The sequence below is a fragment of the Bradyrhizobium sp. USDA 4538 genome (assembly GCF_024171045.1).
In the GTDB taxonomy this organism is placed as follows: domain Bacteria; phylum Pseudomonadota; class Alphaproteobacteria; order Rhizobiales; family Xanthobacteraceae; genus Bradyrhizobium; species Bradyrhizobium australafricanum.
In genome coordinates this window covers 1,040,755-1,058,936 of record NZ_JALJZE010000001.1, presented here as the reverse complement: position 1 = coordinate 1,058,936, position 18,182 = coordinate 1,040,755, and the positions used below count along the sequence as shown (strand labels likewise).

Annotated in this window: 14 protein-coding genes; 8 read left to right on the top strand and 6 right to left on the bottom strand. The window is 64.5% G+C overall.

Annotated elements, in window-relative coordinates:
- Nucleotides 1-22: 22 nt before the first annotated feature.
- Nucleotides 23-622 carry a TetR/AcrR family transcriptional regulator gene (locus J2R78_RS04605; RefSeq protein WP_050387852.1) on the bottom strand — a complete coding sequence of 200 codons (600 nt, stop codon included), beginning with the start codon at nt 620-622 and terminating at the stop codon, nt 23-25.
- Between the two features lie 204 nt (nt 623-826).
- Here J2R78_RS04605 and J2R78_RS04600 point away from each other — a divergent pair, with 204 nt between their 5' ends.
- Nucleotides 827-2,071, top strand: a complete 1,245-nt coding sequence (locus J2R78_RS04600; RefSeq protein ID WP_253603158.1) for an efflux RND transporter periplasmic adaptor subunit — start codon at nt 827-829, stop codon at nt 2,069-2,071.
- 23 nt (nt 2,072-2,094) lie between these two features.
- Entirely contained in the window at nt 2,095-5,277 is a 3,183-nt protein-coding gene (locus J2R78_RS04595) for an efflux RND transporter permease subunit (protein ID WP_076828993.1), read from the top strand.
- Between the two features lie 38 nt (nt 5,278-5,315).
- Here J2R78_RS04595 and J2R78_RS04590 read toward each other — a convergent pair whose 3' ends face one another.
- The 4 genes from J2R78_RS04590 to J2R78_RS04575 all read right to left on the bottom strand — a co-directional run bounded on the left by J2R78_RS04590 (nt 5,316) and on the right by J2R78_RS04575 (nt 8,105).
- A complete protein-coding gene (locus J2R78_RS04590) occupies nt 5,316-5,534 on the bottom strand; it encodes a hypothetical protein (protein WP_168857210.1) in 219 nt (72 codons plus the stop codon).
- 216 nt (nt 5,535-5,750) lie between these two features.
- Nucleotides 5,751-6,551: an SDR family NAD(P)-dependent oxidoreductase gene (locus J2R78_RS04585; protein ID WP_253603156.1), complete on the bottom strand. Its 801-nt coding sequence runs from the start codon at nt 6,549-6,551 to the stop codon at nt 5,751-5,753.
- 1 nt (nt 6,552) lies between these two features.
- Complete coding sequence (locus J2R78_RS04580) at nt 6,553-7,107, bottom strand: carboxymuconolactone decarboxylase family protein (protein ID WP_253603155.1); 555 nt, start codon at nt 7,105-7,107, stop codon at nt 6,553-6,555.
- Nucleotides 7,108-7,154: 47 nt separating this feature from the next.
- Nucleotides 7,155-8,105, bottom strand: coding sequence for a hypothetical protein (locus tag J2R78_RS04575; protein ID WP_253603153.1), 951 nt, complete (start codon nt 8,103-8,105; stop codon nt 7,155-7,157).
- A gap of 216 nt (nt 8,106-8,321) precedes the next feature.
- Between J2R78_RS04575 and J2R78_RS04570 the strand changes: the two genes are divergently transcribed.
- The 5 genes from J2R78_RS04570 to J2R78_RS04550 all read left to right on the top strand — a co-directional run bounded on the left by J2R78_RS04570 (nt 8,322) and on the right by J2R78_RS04550 (nt 16,286).
- Nucleotides 8,322-11,795, top strand: a complete 3,474-nt coding sequence (locus J2R78_RS04570) for an indolepyruvate ferredoxin oxidoreductase family protein (RefSeq protein ID WP_253603151.1) — start codon at nt 8,322-8,324, stop codon at nt 11,793-11,795.
- A 239-nt stretch (nt 11,796-12,034) separates the two neighbouring features.
- Complete coding sequence (locus tag J2R78_RS04565) at nt 12,035-12,466, top strand: hypothetical protein (RefSeq protein ID WP_225161659.1); 432 nt, start codon at nt 12,035-12,037, stop codon at nt 12,464-12,466.
- Between the two features lie 145 nt (nt 12,467-12,611).
- On the top strand, nt 12,612-13,448 hold the full coding sequence (locus J2R78_RS04560) for an IS5 family transposase (RefSeq protein ID WP_225164260.1): 837 nt from the start codon (nt 12,612-12,614) through the stop codon (nt 13,446-13,448).
- A 272-nt stretch (nt 13,449-13,720) separates the two neighbouring features.
- Entirely contained in the window at nt 13,721-15,301 is a 1,581-nt protein-coding gene (locus J2R78_RS04555) for an alkaline phosphatase (protein WP_253603149.1), read from the top strand.
- 166 nt (nt 15,302-15,467) lie between these two features.
- Entirely contained in the window at nt 15,468-16,286 is an 819-nt protein-coding gene (locus J2R78_RS04550; RefSeq protein ID WP_253603147.1) for an aldo/keto reductase, read from the top strand.
- Nucleotides 16,287-16,355: 69 nt separating this feature from the next.
- Here J2R78_RS04550 and J2R78_RS04545 read toward each other — a convergent pair whose 3' ends face one another.
- Nucleotides 16,356-16,586: a hypothetical protein gene (locus J2R78_RS04545; protein ID WP_050387960.1), complete on the bottom strand. Its 231-nt coding sequence runs from the start codon at nt 16,584-16,586 to the stop codon at nt 16,356-16,358.
- Nucleotides 16,587-16,818: 232 nt separating this feature from the next.
- Here J2R78_RS04545 and J2R78_RS04540 point away from each other — a divergent pair, with 232 nt between their 5' ends.
- Nucleotides 16,819-18,099, top strand: a complete 1,281-nt coding sequence (locus J2R78_RS04540; protein WP_253587669.1) for an amidohydrolase family protein — start codon at nt 16,819-16,821, stop codon at nt 18,097-18,099.
- Nucleotides 18,100-18,182 lie beyond the last annotated feature (83 nt).

Here is an 18,182-nt window from a genome sequence, read left to right as displayed (position 1 = left end):
CCGCTCTACCCCTTCAACCGCTCTACCCCTTCGCCTGCTCATCAAACGCCTTCAGCGACACCGCTGCAATCTCGCGCAGCGCGTTGCGGTCGGCGCCCGAGGAAGCCATCACGCACATGCCTGATGTCACCGCGGAGAGATAGCGGGCAAGGGTGGCCGGATCGGCGCTTTCGCCCAGGTCGCGTTCGGCCTTCGCGCGGACAAAACGCTCGTGCAATTGGTCCTCCGTTCGGGTGCGGCGCGCTGCCAGTTCAAATGGAACATTCTCCGAGCCGGTGCCGCAGGCAAGGCCGCCCTGGACCAGCAGGCAGCCGGGCGGGTTGGCGGGATCGGTCTGGGCGTCCGCGTGCTCCATCAGAAATCGTTCGGCCACCTCTCGGGCGGTGGAGGCGCCCAAAACCTTTTCCATCCAGGCGTCGCGCTTCTCGGTGTAGCGGTCGAGCGCGGCCTTCAGCAGACCCTCCTTGCTGCCAAAGGCGGCATAGAGGCTGGGCGGATTGATATTCATCGCCTCGGTGAGCTGCGCGATCGTCGCGCCCTCGTAACCATGGCGCCAGAACACATCCATGGCCTGGTCCAAAGCGGCGTCCGCGTCGAAAGCGCGGGGGCGTCCCATTCCCATTTTTCGTTGCTCCGTAAGCCGGGTGCCGTTTCTATGACGGATTGTCCCTGGCTTATCCTCTTGTTGCACGTGATGTTTTTCCGCGACTTCCCATTTCCCCATGAATGAGATAAGAAATTCATAGTGCTCGATACATAAGTATCTTGCGAACCGGCGTCCAGCTCCACATCTGTAGCGAACACTACAGATATCTGGAGCGCGTGAATGCCTTCGTCAATCCAAAATCCCCGTTCCGGCCGCTTCCGACGTGTCGTCGGCGGTATCGTGATCCTTGGCGCCCTCGCGGTGGCCGGTTCGATCGCGACCGGCCACTATTTTCATGCCGCACAGGCGACCGCGACTGCCGCGGCTCCCGAGCCGGCGGTCCCGGTCACCGTTGCCGTGATCCAGCCGCGGCCGACCACGCTGTTCGATGACTTCTCGGGCCGGCTCGAAGCCGTCGACCGGGTTCAGCTCCGGCCGCGGGTGGCGGGCGCGATCCTTTCGACCAACTTCACCGAGGGCGCGCTGGTGAAGTCCGGCGACATCCTGTTCAAGATCGACCCCGCGCCCTACGCCGCCGAGGTCGATCGCGCCCAGGCGCAGCTCGAGGCCGCCAAGGCCCGCGTCGTGTTCACCACGAGCGAAGTCGAGCGCGGCGCGCAGCTGGTTGGCAACAACATCGTGACCAGGCGCGATTTCGACCAGCGCGACAATGCCAATCGCGAGGCAGTCGCCAACGTCAAGGCCGCCGAGGCCGCGCTGCAGACGGCCAAACTCAATCTCGACTACACCGAGGTGCGGGCGCCGGTCGACGGCCGGGTCGGCAGGATCGAGGTCACCGTCGGCAATCTCGTCGCCGCCGGCACATCCTCGCCGGTCCTGACCTCGCTGGTCTCGGTCAATCCGATCTATGCGAGCTTCGACGCCGACGAGGAAGTCGTGCTGCGCGCGCTGAACTCGATCGCGGATGCCTCCGGCAAGCGCGGCAATCTCGACCAGATTCCGGTCGACATGGTGACGTCGGGCGGCCTCAGCGCCAAGGGGCACATCCAGCTCATCGACAACCAGGTCAACGGGCAGAGCGGCACCATCCGAGTCCGCGCCGTGTTCAAGAACGATGACGGCCGATTGATCCCGGGGCAATTCGCCCGCGTGCGCATGGGCCAGCCCAAGCAGCAGACGCTGGTGCTGATCGACGAGCGCGCCGTCGGCACCGACCAGGACAAGAAGTTCGTCATGCTGGTCGGCGACGACAGCCGCGCGGTCTATCGCTCCGTCACGCTCGGCGGCGCGGTCGATGGCCTGCGGATCGTCACCGCCGGCCTGAAATCCGGCGACCGCATCGTCGTCAACGGCCTGCAGCGCGTGCGTCCCGGCGCACTCCTGAAGATGGAAGTCGCCGAAATGGGCGCGCGCGGCATGCAGCAGGCATCCACTGAAACCAACCAGCACGTCGTGCAGCGCTAGGCGCTGCACGCGGGGGCGGAGCCATGAATCTCTCAAAATTCTTTATCGACCGGCCGATCTTCGCCGGCGTGCTTTCGATCCTGATCTTCCTGGCCGGCCTGATCTCGCTGCTGGCGATGCCGATCTCGGAATATCCCGACGTGGTGCCGCCGTCGGTCGTGGTGCGCGCGACCTATCCCGGCGCCAATCCGAAGGTGATCGCCGAGACGGTCGCGACCCCGATCGAGGAGCAGATCAACGGCGTCGAAGGCATGCTCTATATGTCGAGCCAGGCGACCACCGACGGCGCGATGACGCTGACGGTGACGTTCCGGCTCGGCACCGACCCCGACAAGGCGACCCAACTGGTGCAGAACCGCGTGCAGCAGGCCGAGCCGCGCCTGCCGGCCGTGGTGCGCCAGCTCGGCATCATCACCAAAAAGAGCTCGCCCGACCTCACCATGGTCGTGCATCTGCTGTCCCCGAACAACCGCTATGACATGACGTATCTGCGCAACTACGCGGTGCTCAACGTCAAGGACCGGCTGGCGCGGATCGACGGCGTCGGCGACGTCCAGCTCTATGGCGCCGGCGACTATTCGATGCGGGTCTGGGTCGACCCGCAGAAGGCCGCCGAGCATTCGCTGACCGCGAGCGACGTCGTGCGCGCGATCCAGGCCCAGAACGTCGAGGCCGCCGCCGGCGTGGTCGGCTCCTCGCCCAGCGTCAAGGGCATCGACCTCCAGCTCTCCGTCAACGCCGAGGGACGGCTCTCGACCGAGGAGCAGTTCGGCGACATCGTGGTGAAGACGGGTTCGGCAGGCGAGGTGGTGCGGCTGCGCGACGTCGCGCGGGTCGAGCTCGGCGCCTCCGAATACGGCCTGCGCTCGCTGCTCGACAACAAGCAGGCGGTCGCGATCCCGATCTTCCAGGCGCCGGGGTCGAATGCGCTGGAGATCTCCGACCATGTCCGTGCCACGATGGCCGAGATCAAGAAGAACATGCCGGAAGGCGTGTCCTACCAGATCGTCTACGATCCGACCCAATTCGTGCGTTCGTCGATCGAGGCTGTCATCCACACGCTGCTCGAGGCGGTCGCCCTCGTCGTGCTGGTCGTGATCCTGTTCCTGCAGACCTGGCGCGCCTCGATCATCCCATTGATCGCGGTCCCGGTGTCGATCGTCGGCACCTTCGCGGTGATGCATGTGTTCGGCTTCTCGATCAACGCGCTCAGTCTGTTCGGCCTGGTGCTGGCGATCGGCATCGTGGTCGACGACGCCATCGTCGTGGTCGAGAACGTCGAGCGCAACATCGAGTCCGGCTTGTCGCCGCGCGATGCCACCAACCAGGCGATGCGCGAAGTGTCCGGCCCGATCATAGCGATCGCGCTGGTCCTGATCGCGGTGTTCGTGCCGCTGGCCTTCATCTCCGGCCTCACCGGACAGTTCTACAAGCAGTTCGCGCTGACCATCGCGATCTCGACCGTGATCTCAGCGATCAACTCGCTGACGTTGTCGCCGGCGCTGTCGGCGCTGCTGCTGAAGGGGCATCACGAGCCGAAGGACTGGCTGACCCGGATCATGGAAAGGTCGCTTGGCTGGTTCTTCCGCGGCTTCAACAAGGTCTTCACCAAGTCCTCCGAGAACTACGGCCGCACCGTCACCAAGGTGATCTACGGCAAGGCCGTGGTTATCGGCCTCTATGTGCTGCTGATCGGCCTGACCGGCGTGCTGTTCAAGCAGGTGCCGAGCGGCTTCGTGCCGGGCCAGGACAAGCAGTATCTGGTCGGCTTTGCGCGGCTGCCCGATGGCGCGACGCTCGACCGCACCGAGGAAGTGATCCGCAAGATGAGCGACATCGCGCTGACCCAGCCCGGCGTCGAAAGCTCGGTGGCGTTCCCCGGCCTGTCGATCTCCGGCTTCACCAACTCCTCCAACGCCGGCATCGTGTTCTCGACCTTGAAGCCGTTCGACGAGCGCAAGGATCCCTCGCTCAGCGGTCCGGCGATCGCGGCGGCGCTCAACAAGAAATATGCCGGCATCCAGGACGCCTTCATCGCCATGTTCCCGCCGCCGCCGGTCAACGGCCTCGGCACCATCGGCGGCTTCAAGCTGCAGATCGAGGACCGCGCCGGCCTCGGCTATGAAGCACTGAACGACGCGACCAAGGCGTTCATGGCGGCGATGCAGAAGGCGCCGGAAATTGCCGGCGTGTTCTCGAGCTTCCAGGTCAACGTGCCGCAGTTGTTCGCCGATATCGACCGCACCAAGGCACTCCAGCTCGGCGTGCCCGTCACGGAGGTCTTCAACACGCTGCAGATCTATCTCGGCTCCTACTATGTGAACGACTTCAACAAATTCGGCCGCACCTACTCGGTCTATGTGCAGGCCGACGCGCCGTTCCGCGCGCGTGCCGACGACATCAGGCAGTTGAAGGTGCGCTCGTCGTCGGGCGACATGGTGCCGCTGTCGGCGTTGCTGAAGGTCCGCCAGAGCGCGGGTCCGGAACGCGCGATCCGCTACAACGGCTTCCTGTCGTCGGACATCAACGCGGCTGCCGCGCCGGGCTATTCCTCCGGCCAGGCCCAGGAGGCGGCGACGCGGATCGCGGCCGAAGTGCTGCCGCCCGGATTCGCTTTCGAATGGACCGACCTGACCTATCAGGAGTTCATCGCCGGCAACTCCGGAATCTGGGTGTTTCCGCTGGCGATCCTCCTGGTGTTCCTGGTGCTCGCCGCGCTCTATGAGAGCCTGGCGCTGCCGCTCTCGATCATCATGATCGTGCCGATGGGGCTCTTGGCCGCGATGTTCGGGGTCTGGCTGTCGAAGGGCGACAACAACGTCTTCACCCAGATCGGCCTGATCGTGCTGGTCGGATTGTCGGCCAAGAACGCCATCCTGATCGTCGAGTTCGCGCGCGAGCTCGAATTCGCCGGGCGGTCACCGATCCGTGCCGCGATCGAGGCGAGTCGCTTAAGGCTGCGACCGATTCTGATGACGTCGATGGCCTTCATCATGGGCGTGCTGCCGCTGGTGCTGTCGACCGGCGCGGGCTCGGAGATGCGGCGCGCGATGGGCGTTGCGGTGTTCTCCGGCATGATCGGCGTCACGGTGTTCGGCCTGTTCCTAACGCCGGTGTTCTACGTGCTGCTGCGCAGCCTCACCGGGATGAAGCCGCTGACGCAGCACGGCGAGACGACCATCCCTGGAAAAGCACACGCGGCATGATGCCGCGTGTGTAAGCTTGATGTCAGCTTCGAACGGAATCAGGCTGCGATATCGAGCAGCAACAGTGACGAACCGCGGACCAGCACCTTGCGGCCCGCGGGCGTCAGCTCAAACGAGTCTCCTCGCACCGCAACATAGCCGAGCGTGATCAGGCTCTCGACGGCAAACCGGTTCAGCCGGGTAGGGTTTGCTGCGGGAGCCCGCAGCGCTTTCAGCGCATCCCATTGATCGGGTCTGAGTTCGAATTCTTCGCTCATCGGTCCAGGCACTCCAGAAGTTCTTGGCGTGCGAGATACAGAGCGCAGATGAATTTCGTGCGACCACAACGAGTCAGGATTTCGATTTATGTGGACGCGTCGTCACATCGCTGTGTCATTGGAATACTTCAATTTTTTCGAATCATTGCGGCGCAATGACGCGTGATTTCGTCACAGTGATTAATCCCAAATTGTCACACGGGTTAACCGTCTCGATTAACCGCGCCGCACGCTTGCGCCACCATCGACCGGCAACGTGACACCGGTCACGAAGTTCGCTTCATCGGAGGCGAGAAACAGCGCGGCATTGGCGACGTCCCAGCCGGTGCCCATCTTGTGACGCAGGGGCACCTTGCTGTCACGCTCGGCCTCGACCTCGGCGCGGCTCTTCTTGAATTCGCGGGCGCGGGTGTCCACCGCCATCGGCGTGTTCATCAATCCCGGCAGGATCACGTTTGCGCGAATGCCATATTGCGCATTCTGGTAGGCGAGCTGTTCGGTGAAGGCGATCATCGCCGACTTGGTCGCCTTGTAGGCGACGTAAGGATAGGTCGTGATCGCGGCCATCGACGAGATGTTGATGATCGAGCCGCGCTGCTGCGTGCGCATGATCGGGATCACATGCTTGGCGGCCAGGATGCAGCTCTTCAGATTGATCGCCACGCAGCGATCGAACGCCTCCTCTGTTATGTCCAGCAGTTCGGCGTCGCCGCCGGAGAGGCTGACGCCGACATTGTTGTGCAGGATGTCGACGCTGCCCCAGCGGCCATGTGCATCCGCCACCATCGCCTTGATGTCGGCATTTTTGGTGACATCGGCCTTGAAGGCGACTGAAGTGCCGCCCTTGGCCGCGATCAGGTCGACGGTTTCCTGCGCCGATGCCAGATTGTGATCGACGCACAGCACCCTGGCGCCTTCGCGCGCGAAGGTCAGCGCGGTGGCGCGGCCGTTGCCGATGCCCTCGCCGGGGCTTTGGCCGGCACCCACGACGATGGCGACGCGATCTTGCAGGCGCATCTTACTTCACTCTCTGTAGCGGGTACTGCTGCAGTACCTCCTTGTAGTGAGGCTCGTTGTCGATCTGCATGGTGGCGAGCACCCGCACCACCGCGCAGTAGAACGCAATCGTCAGCACGAGGTCGGTCATGTGCTCGTCGGACAGCTCGCGCTTAATCTCGGCGAAGGTCGCCTCCGACATCGCGAGCCCGCGCACCATCTCGCGGGCGCCCTTGAGGATCGCTTTCGCCATCGGCTCGAGCTTCGACGGCTGGCCTTTGGTCTCCGCGATCAGGCTCTGGATATCCTCGTCGGTGACGCCGAACTCCTTGCCGATCTTCACATGGTGGGTGAATTCGTATTCCGACTGCTCGAGCCAGCCGACCTGCAGGATCGCGAGCTCGCGCAGCCGCGGATCAAGCTTGCTCTTGAAGCGGATATAGCCGCCGACGCCGTTGAAAGCGCGCGCCATGTCCGGCGAGTTCACCAGCAGCTTGTGCAGATTGGTGTTGCGCTTGAGCATGTCGCGATATTCGGGGGCGACCTGATCGGCTTCGAGATAGGGCAGGCGGGCCATTGTTGTTGTCCTTTTTTCGGCGGCTTGCGGAAGAGGCGGCTGTTGTTTCAGCCGTAGAGGGCTTTGTGCTCGCTGGCGTAGTTGGCGTAGGAGTCCTTCATGCTGGCGCCGTTGAGCAGCATCGTTGCGACCACGGCGTTGTCGGCATCGAACACAGTCGAGCGCACCCACATGCTCTCGGTGCGCTTGCTGCCGGAAAGCGCCACGACCTCGCGCTCGACCCAATAGGTCTCGCCGGGGAAGAGCGGCCCGCGCAGAAGACGAATCTCCTGGTCGGCGAACAGCCCGACGGCGGGGCCGCGGACCGGCAGCCGGTCCTCGCGCGCGCGGTACTGGAACAGCACGCTCAGCATCTCCATCGGGATGATGGCGCGGCCCCAGGGATTGTGCTCCAGCGAATAATAGTCCGAAGGCTCGGTGATCACCTTGAGCTTTTCGGCCAGCGAAAACGGATAGAGATCGCCCATGTTCTGGTCGAAATCCATCTTGATCGCCTGTCGCGGCGTCTTCATGCCGACCTTGATGTCGGCGAGGATCACGGGATCGGTCAGCGGCTTCAATTCGCCGAGCCGGTGGCTGAGCGCCGTCTCGCTGCCGTTGCCATCGATCGAGGCGGTGCCGCGCAGGATCTCGGTGCCGTCGCGCTTGACCATCCCGATCGTGCAAACGGTCTGGCCCGGCTTCGGCTTCTCGATCTGGGCCTGCACTTCTTCGCCTTCGAACACCGGGTTGCGGTAATGCGTCGAGAGGCATCCGGTCATGAACCAGGCGCGGCCCCAGATCCGCTCGCACAGCGGCGCGAACTGGCTGAAATGGGTCGGTCCCTCGATCGTGCCGCCGCGGAAGCCGAGCTTCTGCGCGGTTGCATCGTCGTGAATCGAGGCATGGGAATCGTAGGTCTGGGCCTGCAGCATCTGCTTCGGGCTGCGCCAGGGACCCACCAGCAGATCGCCGTTCTCCACGATTTCCGTCGTGAACGCGGATTCGACTGTAATCATCCTTGGTCTCCCTTTGCGCGCCACCGTTTCAAAGATGCCGGGGTTCGGCAAGCCTTGCAGCGGCAACAAGGCCTCGCATGCGCAACATGAGATATGTGCTGCGGCCATGGAACGGGGCTGTTCATGCATAACAAAATCAGTGCATGCTGATGCATGATCATTTCGGAAGATAATCAGACCGGTTCGGACCGGCGTGGCTGACTGACGGGGAAACTGATGGCGTTGATGGAAGTTGGACTGGACGACAAGTACCGGTTGGATACGAAACGAATCTTCCTCTCCGGCACCCAGGCGCTGGTCCGATTGCCCATGTTGCAGCGCGAACGCGACCGCGCGCACGGGCTGAACACCGCCGGTTTCATCTCCGGTTACCGCGGCTCGCCGCTCGGCATGTACGACCACGCGCTCTGGCGGGCGAAATCCTTTCTCAGGGAACATGACATCGCCTTCGTCCCCGGCCTCAACGAGGATCTGGCGGCGACCGCGGTGTGGGGCAGCCAGCAGGTCGGCATGTTCCCCGGCGCCAAGGTCGATGGCGTGTTCGGCATCTGGTACGGCAAGGGCCCCGGCGTCGATCGTTCGCTCGATGCGCTCAAGCACGCCAATTCTGCCGGCACCTCGCCGAACGGCGGCGTGATCGCGCTGGCGGGCGACGACCATGGCTGCCAATCCTCCACCCTGGCGCATCAGAGCGAGCAGGTGTTCGCCTCGGCGCTGATGCCGGTGGTCAATCCGGCGACGCTGCAGGACTATCTCGACCTCGGCATCCTCGGCTTCGCGCTGTCGCGCTATTCCGGCTGCTGGGTCGGCTTCAAGGCGATCTCCGAGACCGTGGAGAGCTCGGCCTCGATCGTCAGCGATCCCGATCGCATCAAGATCATCATGCCCGACGATTTCGAGATGCCACTGGGCGGGCTCTCGATCCGCTGGCCGGATCTGCCGCTCGACGCCGAGCGCAGGCTGCACGGGCCCAAGATGGAGGCGGTCGCGGCCTTCGCCCGCGTCAACCGCTTCGACCGCATCGTGCTGGATTCCAAGCCGGCGCGGCTCGGCATCATGGCGACCGGCAAGGCCTATCTCGATCTGCGCCAGGCGCTCGCCGATCTCGGCATCACCGATGCCGATGCGCAGGCGCTCGGGCTGCGCATCTACAAGGTGGCGCTGACCTGGCCGCTCGAAGCGCGCGGAGCGCGCGCCTTCGCCGAGGGCCTGCAGGATGTGCTGGTCGTCGAGGAGAAGCGCGGCTTCATCGAGGACCAGCTGGTCCGCATCCTCTACAACATGGACGCCTCCAAGCGTCCCTCGGTGGTCGGCAAGCGCGACGAGAGCGGCGCTCCCTTGCTGCCGAGCGAGGGCGAGCTGACGCCGACCATGGTCGCCGCCGCCGTGGTGGCGCGGCTGCGCCGGCTCGGTCACCGCAGCCCGCTGCTGGAGCAGCGTTTGGCAAAACTCGAGGCGTTCGATCGCCCCGCCGAGGGCACGGGCACCGCGAAGCTGCAGCGCACGCCGTATTTCTGCTCGGGCTGCCCACACAACTCGTCGACCAAGATCCCCGAGGGCAGCCGCGCCATGGCTGGCATCGGCTGCCACGGCATGGCGCTGTCGGTGCCGAACCGCAACACCCAGACCATCTCGCATATGGGCGCGGAGGGCGTGAGCTGGATCGGGCAGGCGCCGTTCACCAGCGAAGAGCATGTGTTCCAGAACCTCGGCGACGGCACCTACACCCATTCCGGCTTGCTGGCGCTGCGCGCAGCGGCCGCGGCCGGCGTCAACATCACCTACAAGATCCTCTACAACGATGCGGTTGCGATGACCGGCGGCCAGCCGGCCGAGGGCGGCTTCACGGTGTCGCAGATCGCGCATCAGGTCGCCGCCGAGGGCACCAGGAAGCTTGCGATCGTCTCCGACGATCCGGACAAATATCCCGCCAATTATTTCCCGCCCGGCGCTACCATCCATCATCGCCGCGAACTCGATGCCGTGCAGCGCACCCTGCGCGAGATCGAGGGCCTCACCGTCCTGATCTACGACCAGACCTGTGCCGCCGAGAAGCGCCGCCGCCGCAAGCGCGGGCTGTTCCCCGATCCGGCCAAGCGCGTCTTCATCAACGAGCGCGTCTGCGAGGGTTGCGGCGACTGCTCGGTGGCGTCGAACTGCGTCTCGGTGCAGCCGCTGGAGACCGAGCTTGGCCGCAAGCGCCGCATCGACCAGTCGAACTGCAACAAGGATTTCTCCTGCATCGAGGGCTTTTGCCCGAGCTTCGTGATGGTGCAGGATCCCAAGCTGCGCAAGGCCGATCGCACCGCCGCCGATCCCAAGGCGTTGTTCGCCGATCTGCCGACGCCGCCTGTGGCCACGTTGAGCAATCCCTACAACATCCTGATCACCGGCATCGGCGGCACCGGCGTCATCACCATCGGTGCGTTGCTCGGCATGGCCGCGCATGTCGAGGGGCTCGCCTGCTCGACGCTCGACTTCACCGGCCTGTCGCAGAAGAACGGCGCTGTCATGAGCCATGTCCGGCTCGCGCCGGCGGCGGACATGCTGACCACGGTGCGCATCGCGCCGGGCAATGCCAACCTGATCCTCGGCTGCGACCTCGTCGTCGCCACCAGCGTGCCGGCCCTGAGCCGCGCCGAGCGCGGCGTCACCCGCGCCGTCGTCAACGCCGATCTCCTGCCGACCGCGAGCTTCGTGATCGATCCCGATATCGACTTTGAAGCCAGCTCGATGCGCGATGCGCTGAACGGCGCGGTGACGCCTGGCGATCTCGACATCCTCGACGCCACCGGGCTTGCCACGGCGCTGATGGGCGACAGCATCGCCACCAACGCCTTCATGCTCGGCTTCGCGTTCCAGCGCGGCGCGATCCCGCTGTCGCTGGAAGCGATCCTGAAGGCGATCGAGCTCAACGGCGCCGCGATCGAGATGAACAAGACCGCGTTCTCGTGGGGCCGGCTCGCCGCGCATGATCTGCAACGCGTGGTCAGCGCCGCACGCTTCAAGAGCGCCGGCGCCGCGCCGGCAAAGAAGACGCTGGACGAGGCGATCGCGTTCCGCGCCAAATTCCTCACCGACTATCAGGATGCGGCCTACGCCAAGCGCTATCTCGACGACGTCGCATGCGTCCGCACCGCCGAAGCGGCCGCCGCGCCTGGCTCGCAGGACCTGACCGAAGCCTTCGCAAAGGGCTTGTTCAAGCTGATGGCCTACAAGGACGAATACGAGGTCGCGCGGCTCTATTCCGATGGCGAGTTCAGCAAGGCCTTGAGGGAACAATTCCAAGGCAATTCCGGCTTGAAGGTCTTGCTGGCGCCGCCGCTGCTGGCCCAGCGCGATCCCGTCACCGGGCGGCTGCAGAAGCGTGAATTCGGTCCGTGGATCTTCACGGCGTTCGGCATGCTCGCAAGGCTGAAGGGCCTGCGCGGTACCGCCTTCGACATCTTCGGCTATACCGCCGAGCGCAAGATGGAGCGCGCATTGCCGGTCGAGTATTCGGCGATGATCCTGCGTCACCTCGACGGCAGGAAGCCGCTCGACTTGCCGCGCCTCGTGGCGCTGGCGAAGGCTGCGGAGCTCGTGCGTGGTTATGGCCACATCAAGGAGGGCAACGTCGCCCGCTACCGCACCGAATGCGCGCGGCTGGAGCGCGCGATCGGCCAGCCGCTGGCGCAGGCGGCCGAATAGGGCAGAGCGTTTTCGAGCGAAGTGGCCACCGGTTCGCGTTAAGAAAACGCGTCAGAACAAGAATCTGGAGTCACGTTCCGATAGCATCGGAACGGAAAGGGCTCCAGGTGGCGACTAGGGAACTTTCCACGGACGCCTTGGTTGACCGGTAACCCTGCTCGCGACCAGCGGCTGGATTCGCGCGGCCGGGGCTCCTACATGATGGGTGTTCTGTTCGAGTGATTTCAGGAGGCCGTTTGATGGTCCTGAAAAACGCTTTTGTTGCAACCGTTTGTACCGCGTGCCTGGCTTGGGGCGGCGTGGCGTTGGCTGACGAGTATCGCCCCAGCGAGTTCTTCAGCCTCGATCTTTCACGCGCAGTGTTGTCGCCGAAGCCGCTTGGCCCGCCGGCGCAGTTCGAGCCCGTTCCGGTCGAGGCGAAGACCGACCATGGCCCCGATCAGCATGCGAATGTCGAGCCGCAGGTCGAGGAGCCGAAAGTCGCGCCGAAGAAGGCCGTGCGGACCACCAGGGTGACCGCGCCGCACGAGAAGAAGCGCGCGGAAGCGCGCGTGCCCGCCCGCGCCAAGCTCGCGCGCCGGCACTCGAACCCGCTCGATGCGGAGGCCCGCGACACACGGATCCAGACCTGGCCGTGCCGCACCGGCGGCATCTGCAACTGGCATCGGTGAGGCGGCTCGGCGGTCTCACGCCGACTTGCGCGCGCGTTCGCACCAATATCAAATCCGTCATCCTGAGAGCCTGACTGAAAAATGAGTGAGTGATCTCAGTGGGGTGTGATTCCATCGGATTTGCAGAGATTCGAGGGAGAGCACGATGCCCTGGACCAAGATCACTCGGGAGCAATATCGGCGGGACGATCTGCGTTATGCAAGCGATATGACCGATGCGGAGTGGGCGCTGATCAGACGCCTGTTGCCGCGAGCGAACCGGCGCGGCCGGCCGCGTAAGACGGAGCTGCGTCGTGTGATCGAAGCGATCCTCTATATCGTTTCGACCGGCTGCCAGTGGCGGGCGTTGCCGCAGGAGTTCCCGCCCTATTCGACGGTGCAGGGCTATTTTTATAGATGGCGGGATACAGGCCGGTGGCAGAGGATTGTCAGCGTGCTTGTCCGACGGGCGCGAAAAAAGCTTGGACGGACACCGAAGCCGACGGCAGCCGTGATCGACAGTCAAAGTGCGCCGACCACCCAAGCTGGCGGACCGCGCGGCTACGATGCAGGCAAGCGCATCTACGGCCGCAAGCGGCATATCGTGACGGATACCAATGGCCTCCTCCTCGGGGTTCATGTTCATCCGGCCAACGTTCAGGACTGCCATGGCGCCGTACCGCTGCTGAAGAACGTGCGGATGAACTTCCCCCGGCTGCGCCACGTCTTTGCCGACCGGATCTACCGCGGAAATCAACTCCTCGACGCGCTCTCAGACTGCGGTCCATGGACTGTCGAGATCGTCGAGCGGCCTCAAGGCGTCAAAGGCTTCCAGCTTCTGCCGAGGCGGTGGGTGGTTGAACGCACATTCGCTTGGTTCGGCAGATGCCGCCGCCTCGCCAAGGACTTCGAGGCGACGGTGGCAACCGAAGCTGCCTGGCTGCTGATTGCACACATCAGGCTCCTGACCCGCAGACTCGCGGCTGCAGCTAAGGTTGGGTGACTTATGAGTCAGACTCTGAGGAGGCCGCGAAGCGGCCGTCTCGAAGGATGAATCGGCCACGAACGGGGGCCGTTCATCCTTCGAGACGCGCGTTCCGCGCTCCTCAGGATGACGGATTTGGCTGAGTGCTTAGCACTCCAAACTTTTCCGATTTCCATCTCCCCCGAGTCATCCCGCCGTCGCAAAACCGTCGGCGGAGAGTCAAGAAACCGTAAGGCCGGAGTCAAGGAGCGCAGGCAAAACCTTCGTTGCGATTCGACGAAGGTTATTCGATGCCGACTGCGAACTCCGCGAGGCGGCGTGGCCTCACCCGGCGCCAGCTTCTGGTGCGCTCGGCGTCGACCGCGGCGCTGGCGGGATTCGGCGCGCTGGCAAGACCGTATCTGAGCCGCACCGCGGATCGGCCCGCGATTGCGGGCATCCAGTCCGGCGACGTGGCAAGCGATTCCGCTGTCATCTGGGCGCGCGCCGATCGCGCCGCGCGGATGCACATCGAATGCGCCGCGGTCGAAAGCTTCGCCAGCATCCTGCGCACCGTGTCCGCCGATGCGCTGCCCGAGCGCGACTTCACCGCCAAGCTGCTGCTCGACGGCCTGCCGCCGGGCCAGGACCTGTTCTATCGCGTGCGCTTCGAGGACCGCGACGGCACATCAGGCGAAAGCCGGGTCGGCCATTTCCGAACCGCGCCGGCCGACCGGCGTCCCGTCTCGTTCGTCTGGTCCGGCGACGTCGTCGGGCAGGGCTGGGGCATCGACCCCGCGCGCGGCGGCTTGCGCAGCTACCGCACCATGCTGGACGAGCGTCCGGACTTCTTCATCCATTCCGGCGATCACATCTACGCCGATTGCACGGTGCCGTCGGAGCAGAAACTCCCCAACGGTGAGATCTGGCGCAACATCGTCACCGAGGAGAAATCCGCCGTCGCGCAGAGCCTCGATCAGTTTCGCGGCAACTACAAATACAACTGGCTCGACGACAATTTCCGCGCCTTCCACGCCGAGGTGCCGATGTTCGCGCAGTGGGACGACCACGAGGTGGCCGACGACTGGTCGCCGCTCGGCACCACCGATGCGACCGGCTATGAGGCGGACGGCAGCTCGCGCCTGGTGGCACGGGCACGCCGCGCCTTCCACGAATTCATGCCGATGGGGCTGATGCCGGAGCGCGATGGCCGCGTCTACCGCAAGATTCCCTACGGGCCGCTGCTCGACGTCTTCATCATCGACATGCGTTCCTATCGCGATTCCAGCTGGAATAAGCAGGGCGATCCGGACCAGGCCTGCATCCTCGGCCAGAGCCAGCTCGCCTGGCTGAAGCGGGAGCTGGTGGCGTCGGATGCTGTCTGGAAGGTGATCGCGGCGGATCTGCCGATCGGCCTCGTCAGCCTCGATGCGGTCGCGCTCGGCGACGGCCCGCCTGCGCGGCGCGAGCACGAGATCGCCGATCTGTTGTCCTTCATGAAGCGCGCCGGGGTCCGCAACACGGTCTGGCTCACCGCCGACATGCACTACACCGCCGCGCATCACTATGATCCGAATCGCGCGGTGTTCCAGGAGTTCGAGCCGTTCTGGGAGTTCGTCTCCGGCCCGCTGCATGCCGGCACCTGGTCGCCGGGCGAACTCGACAACACGTTTGGCCCGAAGGCGATGTACCAGAAGGGCTGCTCGGCCGAACAGGGCGACAATCTCGCGCCGTGCTTCGGGCTGCAATTCTTCGGCCGCGTCGACATCGACGGCAAGACCGGCGTGATGACGGTGACGCTGAAGGACGTCGACAACCACGATCTCTGGTCGGTCGATATCGAGCCGCGGCCGGACGCGCGGCCCGGCCAGATCATGGCGCAGCACATCTAGCGCCGTCTCTGATCCGTCGCGACATCTTGATTGCCGGCGTCTTGCCCGAGGGGCCGGTTTGCGGGCAGACTGCGTGTCGGCAGTCCTGCCAATTTCATTCCCACGAAACGATTTGCTGGCGTGAGGTCGTCGATGGCATCGGCTTCCCACGCGTCAGGAGCTATCCATGGAAAATCTGCAGACACAGGGCATCAGCCTTCCGCAGCTCGGGCTCGGCACCTTCCGCATGCAGGGCGATACCTGCCGCGCGGCGGTCGAGAGCGCGCTTGGGCTCGGCTATCGGCATATCGACACAGCCGAGATGTACGGCAATGAAGAGGCGATCGGGGCGGCGATCGCTGCCTCGAATGTCGCGCGCACGGACCTGCACGTGACCACCAAGGTCTGGCACGAGAACCTGGCGCCGGATGCGATCCGGACAGCGTTCGACGCCAGCCTGAAGAAGCTGCGGCTCGATCACGTCGATCTCTATCTGGTGCACTGGCCGTCGCGGAGCATGAAGCTGCCTGCCATCTTCGAGACGCTGATGAAGCTGAGGGAGGAAGGCCGGACCCGCGCGATCGGCGTCGCCAATTTCACCACCGCGCTGCTCAAGACCGTGGTCGAGGACATCAAGGCGCCGATCGCCTGCAACCAGATCGAATATCACGCGATGCTGGACCAGACGCCGGTGCGCAAATATCTCGCCGCGAAATCGATCCCGCTGGTGGCCTATTGTCCGCTCGCCCAGGGCCGCTTCGCCACCGACGAGACGCTGGCGAAAATCTGCAGCAAGCATGATGCGACCGCAGCACAGGTGGCGCTGAAATGGCTGCTCGATCAGGATGGCGTGGCGGCCATTCCGAAAGCCTCGCGCGCCGAAAGCCAAAAGGCCAATCTCGACGCACTGAAGGTCAAGCTCGACGACGCGGACCGCAAGGCGATTGCGGCGCTGCCCAAGGACATGCGCTGCGTCAATCCGGGGTTTGCGCCGGCGTGGGATTGAGGCCGCTGGCCCTGAGGAAGCAGAAAAGAAAATGGCTCCGTGAGGAGCCATTTTCCGTTGTGTCGGTCCTTAGTAGTGATGACGCTTGATGATCACCGTCCGGTCATGGCCGTGATGCCAGCCATGATGCCAACCGCGATGCCAGCCACGGTCATGGCGCATTTCGGCGCGTGCGCCCCAGCCGCGGTCCCAGTGATGATGACCGCCATGTCTGATCACGACCGTCTCGGCGCTCGCGATCGACGGAACGGCCACCGCAAGCGCACCAACCGCCGCGAGAACAAAGCCAATCTTTTTCATCTCATCCTCCTCAAATAAGCGAAGAGAAAACCGTACGGAGATTGAAACGTTCCGCAGGAATCAGAGGAGTTTTCTGAACGCTTGTTCAGCAACTGCCTCGAACGCTGCTGCCGTCGCGTGTTGGTGCGCACAACCGATGAGCGAGCGCACGGGCGGCTTTCCCGGCCTTGCCTAACCGCTGCGTCCGACGCATCATCGCGCCATAAAAATCAATGTTCGGGGGGACGTTGCCATGAGCGAATTTTCACGCCGGGATTTTTTGAAAGTGACGGGATCGGCCGCTGCCGCAGCCATCGCGAGGCCGGCCGCTGCGGCGATGGGGCCGGACGACAAGTTCGACCTCGTGATCAAGAACGGCGATGTCATCGATCCCAGCCAGTCGCTGCGCGGCAAGCGCGACATCGGCATCCGCTGGGGCATCATCGAGGCGATCGAAGACGAGATCCCGGCTGCTCGCGCCGCCAGGACCATTGACGCGTCGGGCAAGCTCGTGATGCCGGGTCTGGTCGATCTGCACTGCCACGTCTACCCGTACGGATCGGCGATCGGCATTCCCGCCGACGAGCTGGTGCAATTCCAGGGCACCACGACGGTCGTCTCGGCGGGCGACGCCGGCGTCAACAACCTCGCGGCGCTGCGGCGCTTCATCGTCGCGCAATCGCGGGCGCGGATCTACGCCTTCGTCCACATCGCCAACAACGGCCTGTCGGCATTCCCGGTGGCCGAGCTCTACAACATCGACAACGCCCAGGTCGAAGCCTGCGCGATGGCGCTGGCCGAGAACCCCGACTTCCTGATCGGGGTCAAGGTGCGGATGTCGGAAAACGTCATCTTCAAGCACGGCCTCGAGCCGCTGAAGCGCGGCATCCAGGCCTGCGAGATGTGCGGCTGGCCGGCGCGGATGATGGTACATATCGGCGGCGTCGAGACCAGGGAGCTGATGTCCGACATCCTCGATCTGCTGCGGCCGGGCGATATCCTGACCCACGCCTATTCCGGCGCGCCGAACATGTCCGGCGCTTTCACCAATATCGTCCAGGAGGGCAAGCTGTTGCCGGCGGCGCTCGCGGCCAAGCAGCGCGGCGTGCTGTTCGACGTTGGCCATGGCGGCGGCAGCTTCGATTTCACGGTGGCCGAAGTCGCGATCCCCGCCGGCTGCGCGCCCGATACGATCTCCTCCGACATCCACGTCTTCTCGGGCAACTCGCCCGGCATTCCGTTCCTGCCGAACGTGATGAGCAAGTTCCTGGCGATGGGCTCGTCGCTGGATCAGGTGGTGGCGATGGCGACCTCGGCGCCGGCGCGGATCATCAACCGGACCCCGAAGGTCGGCACGCTGCAGCGTGGCGCGCCCGGCGACGTCGCGATCATGGATCTCGTCGAAGGCCCGGTCTCCTTCGTCGATACCCGCAACAACAAGCGCGACGGCAATCTGCTGCTGAAGCCGGTGCAGACCGTGGTCAACGGCGTGCCGTTCGGCCGGCCCTATCAGGCGCCGTTCTCGGTGAGGTAGGCGCGCAGATCGGTAGAGCATGATGAGATCAGATCGAATGGCGACCGCAAGCGCGCTGCGCTCCCTCGCCCCGTTCTTACGGG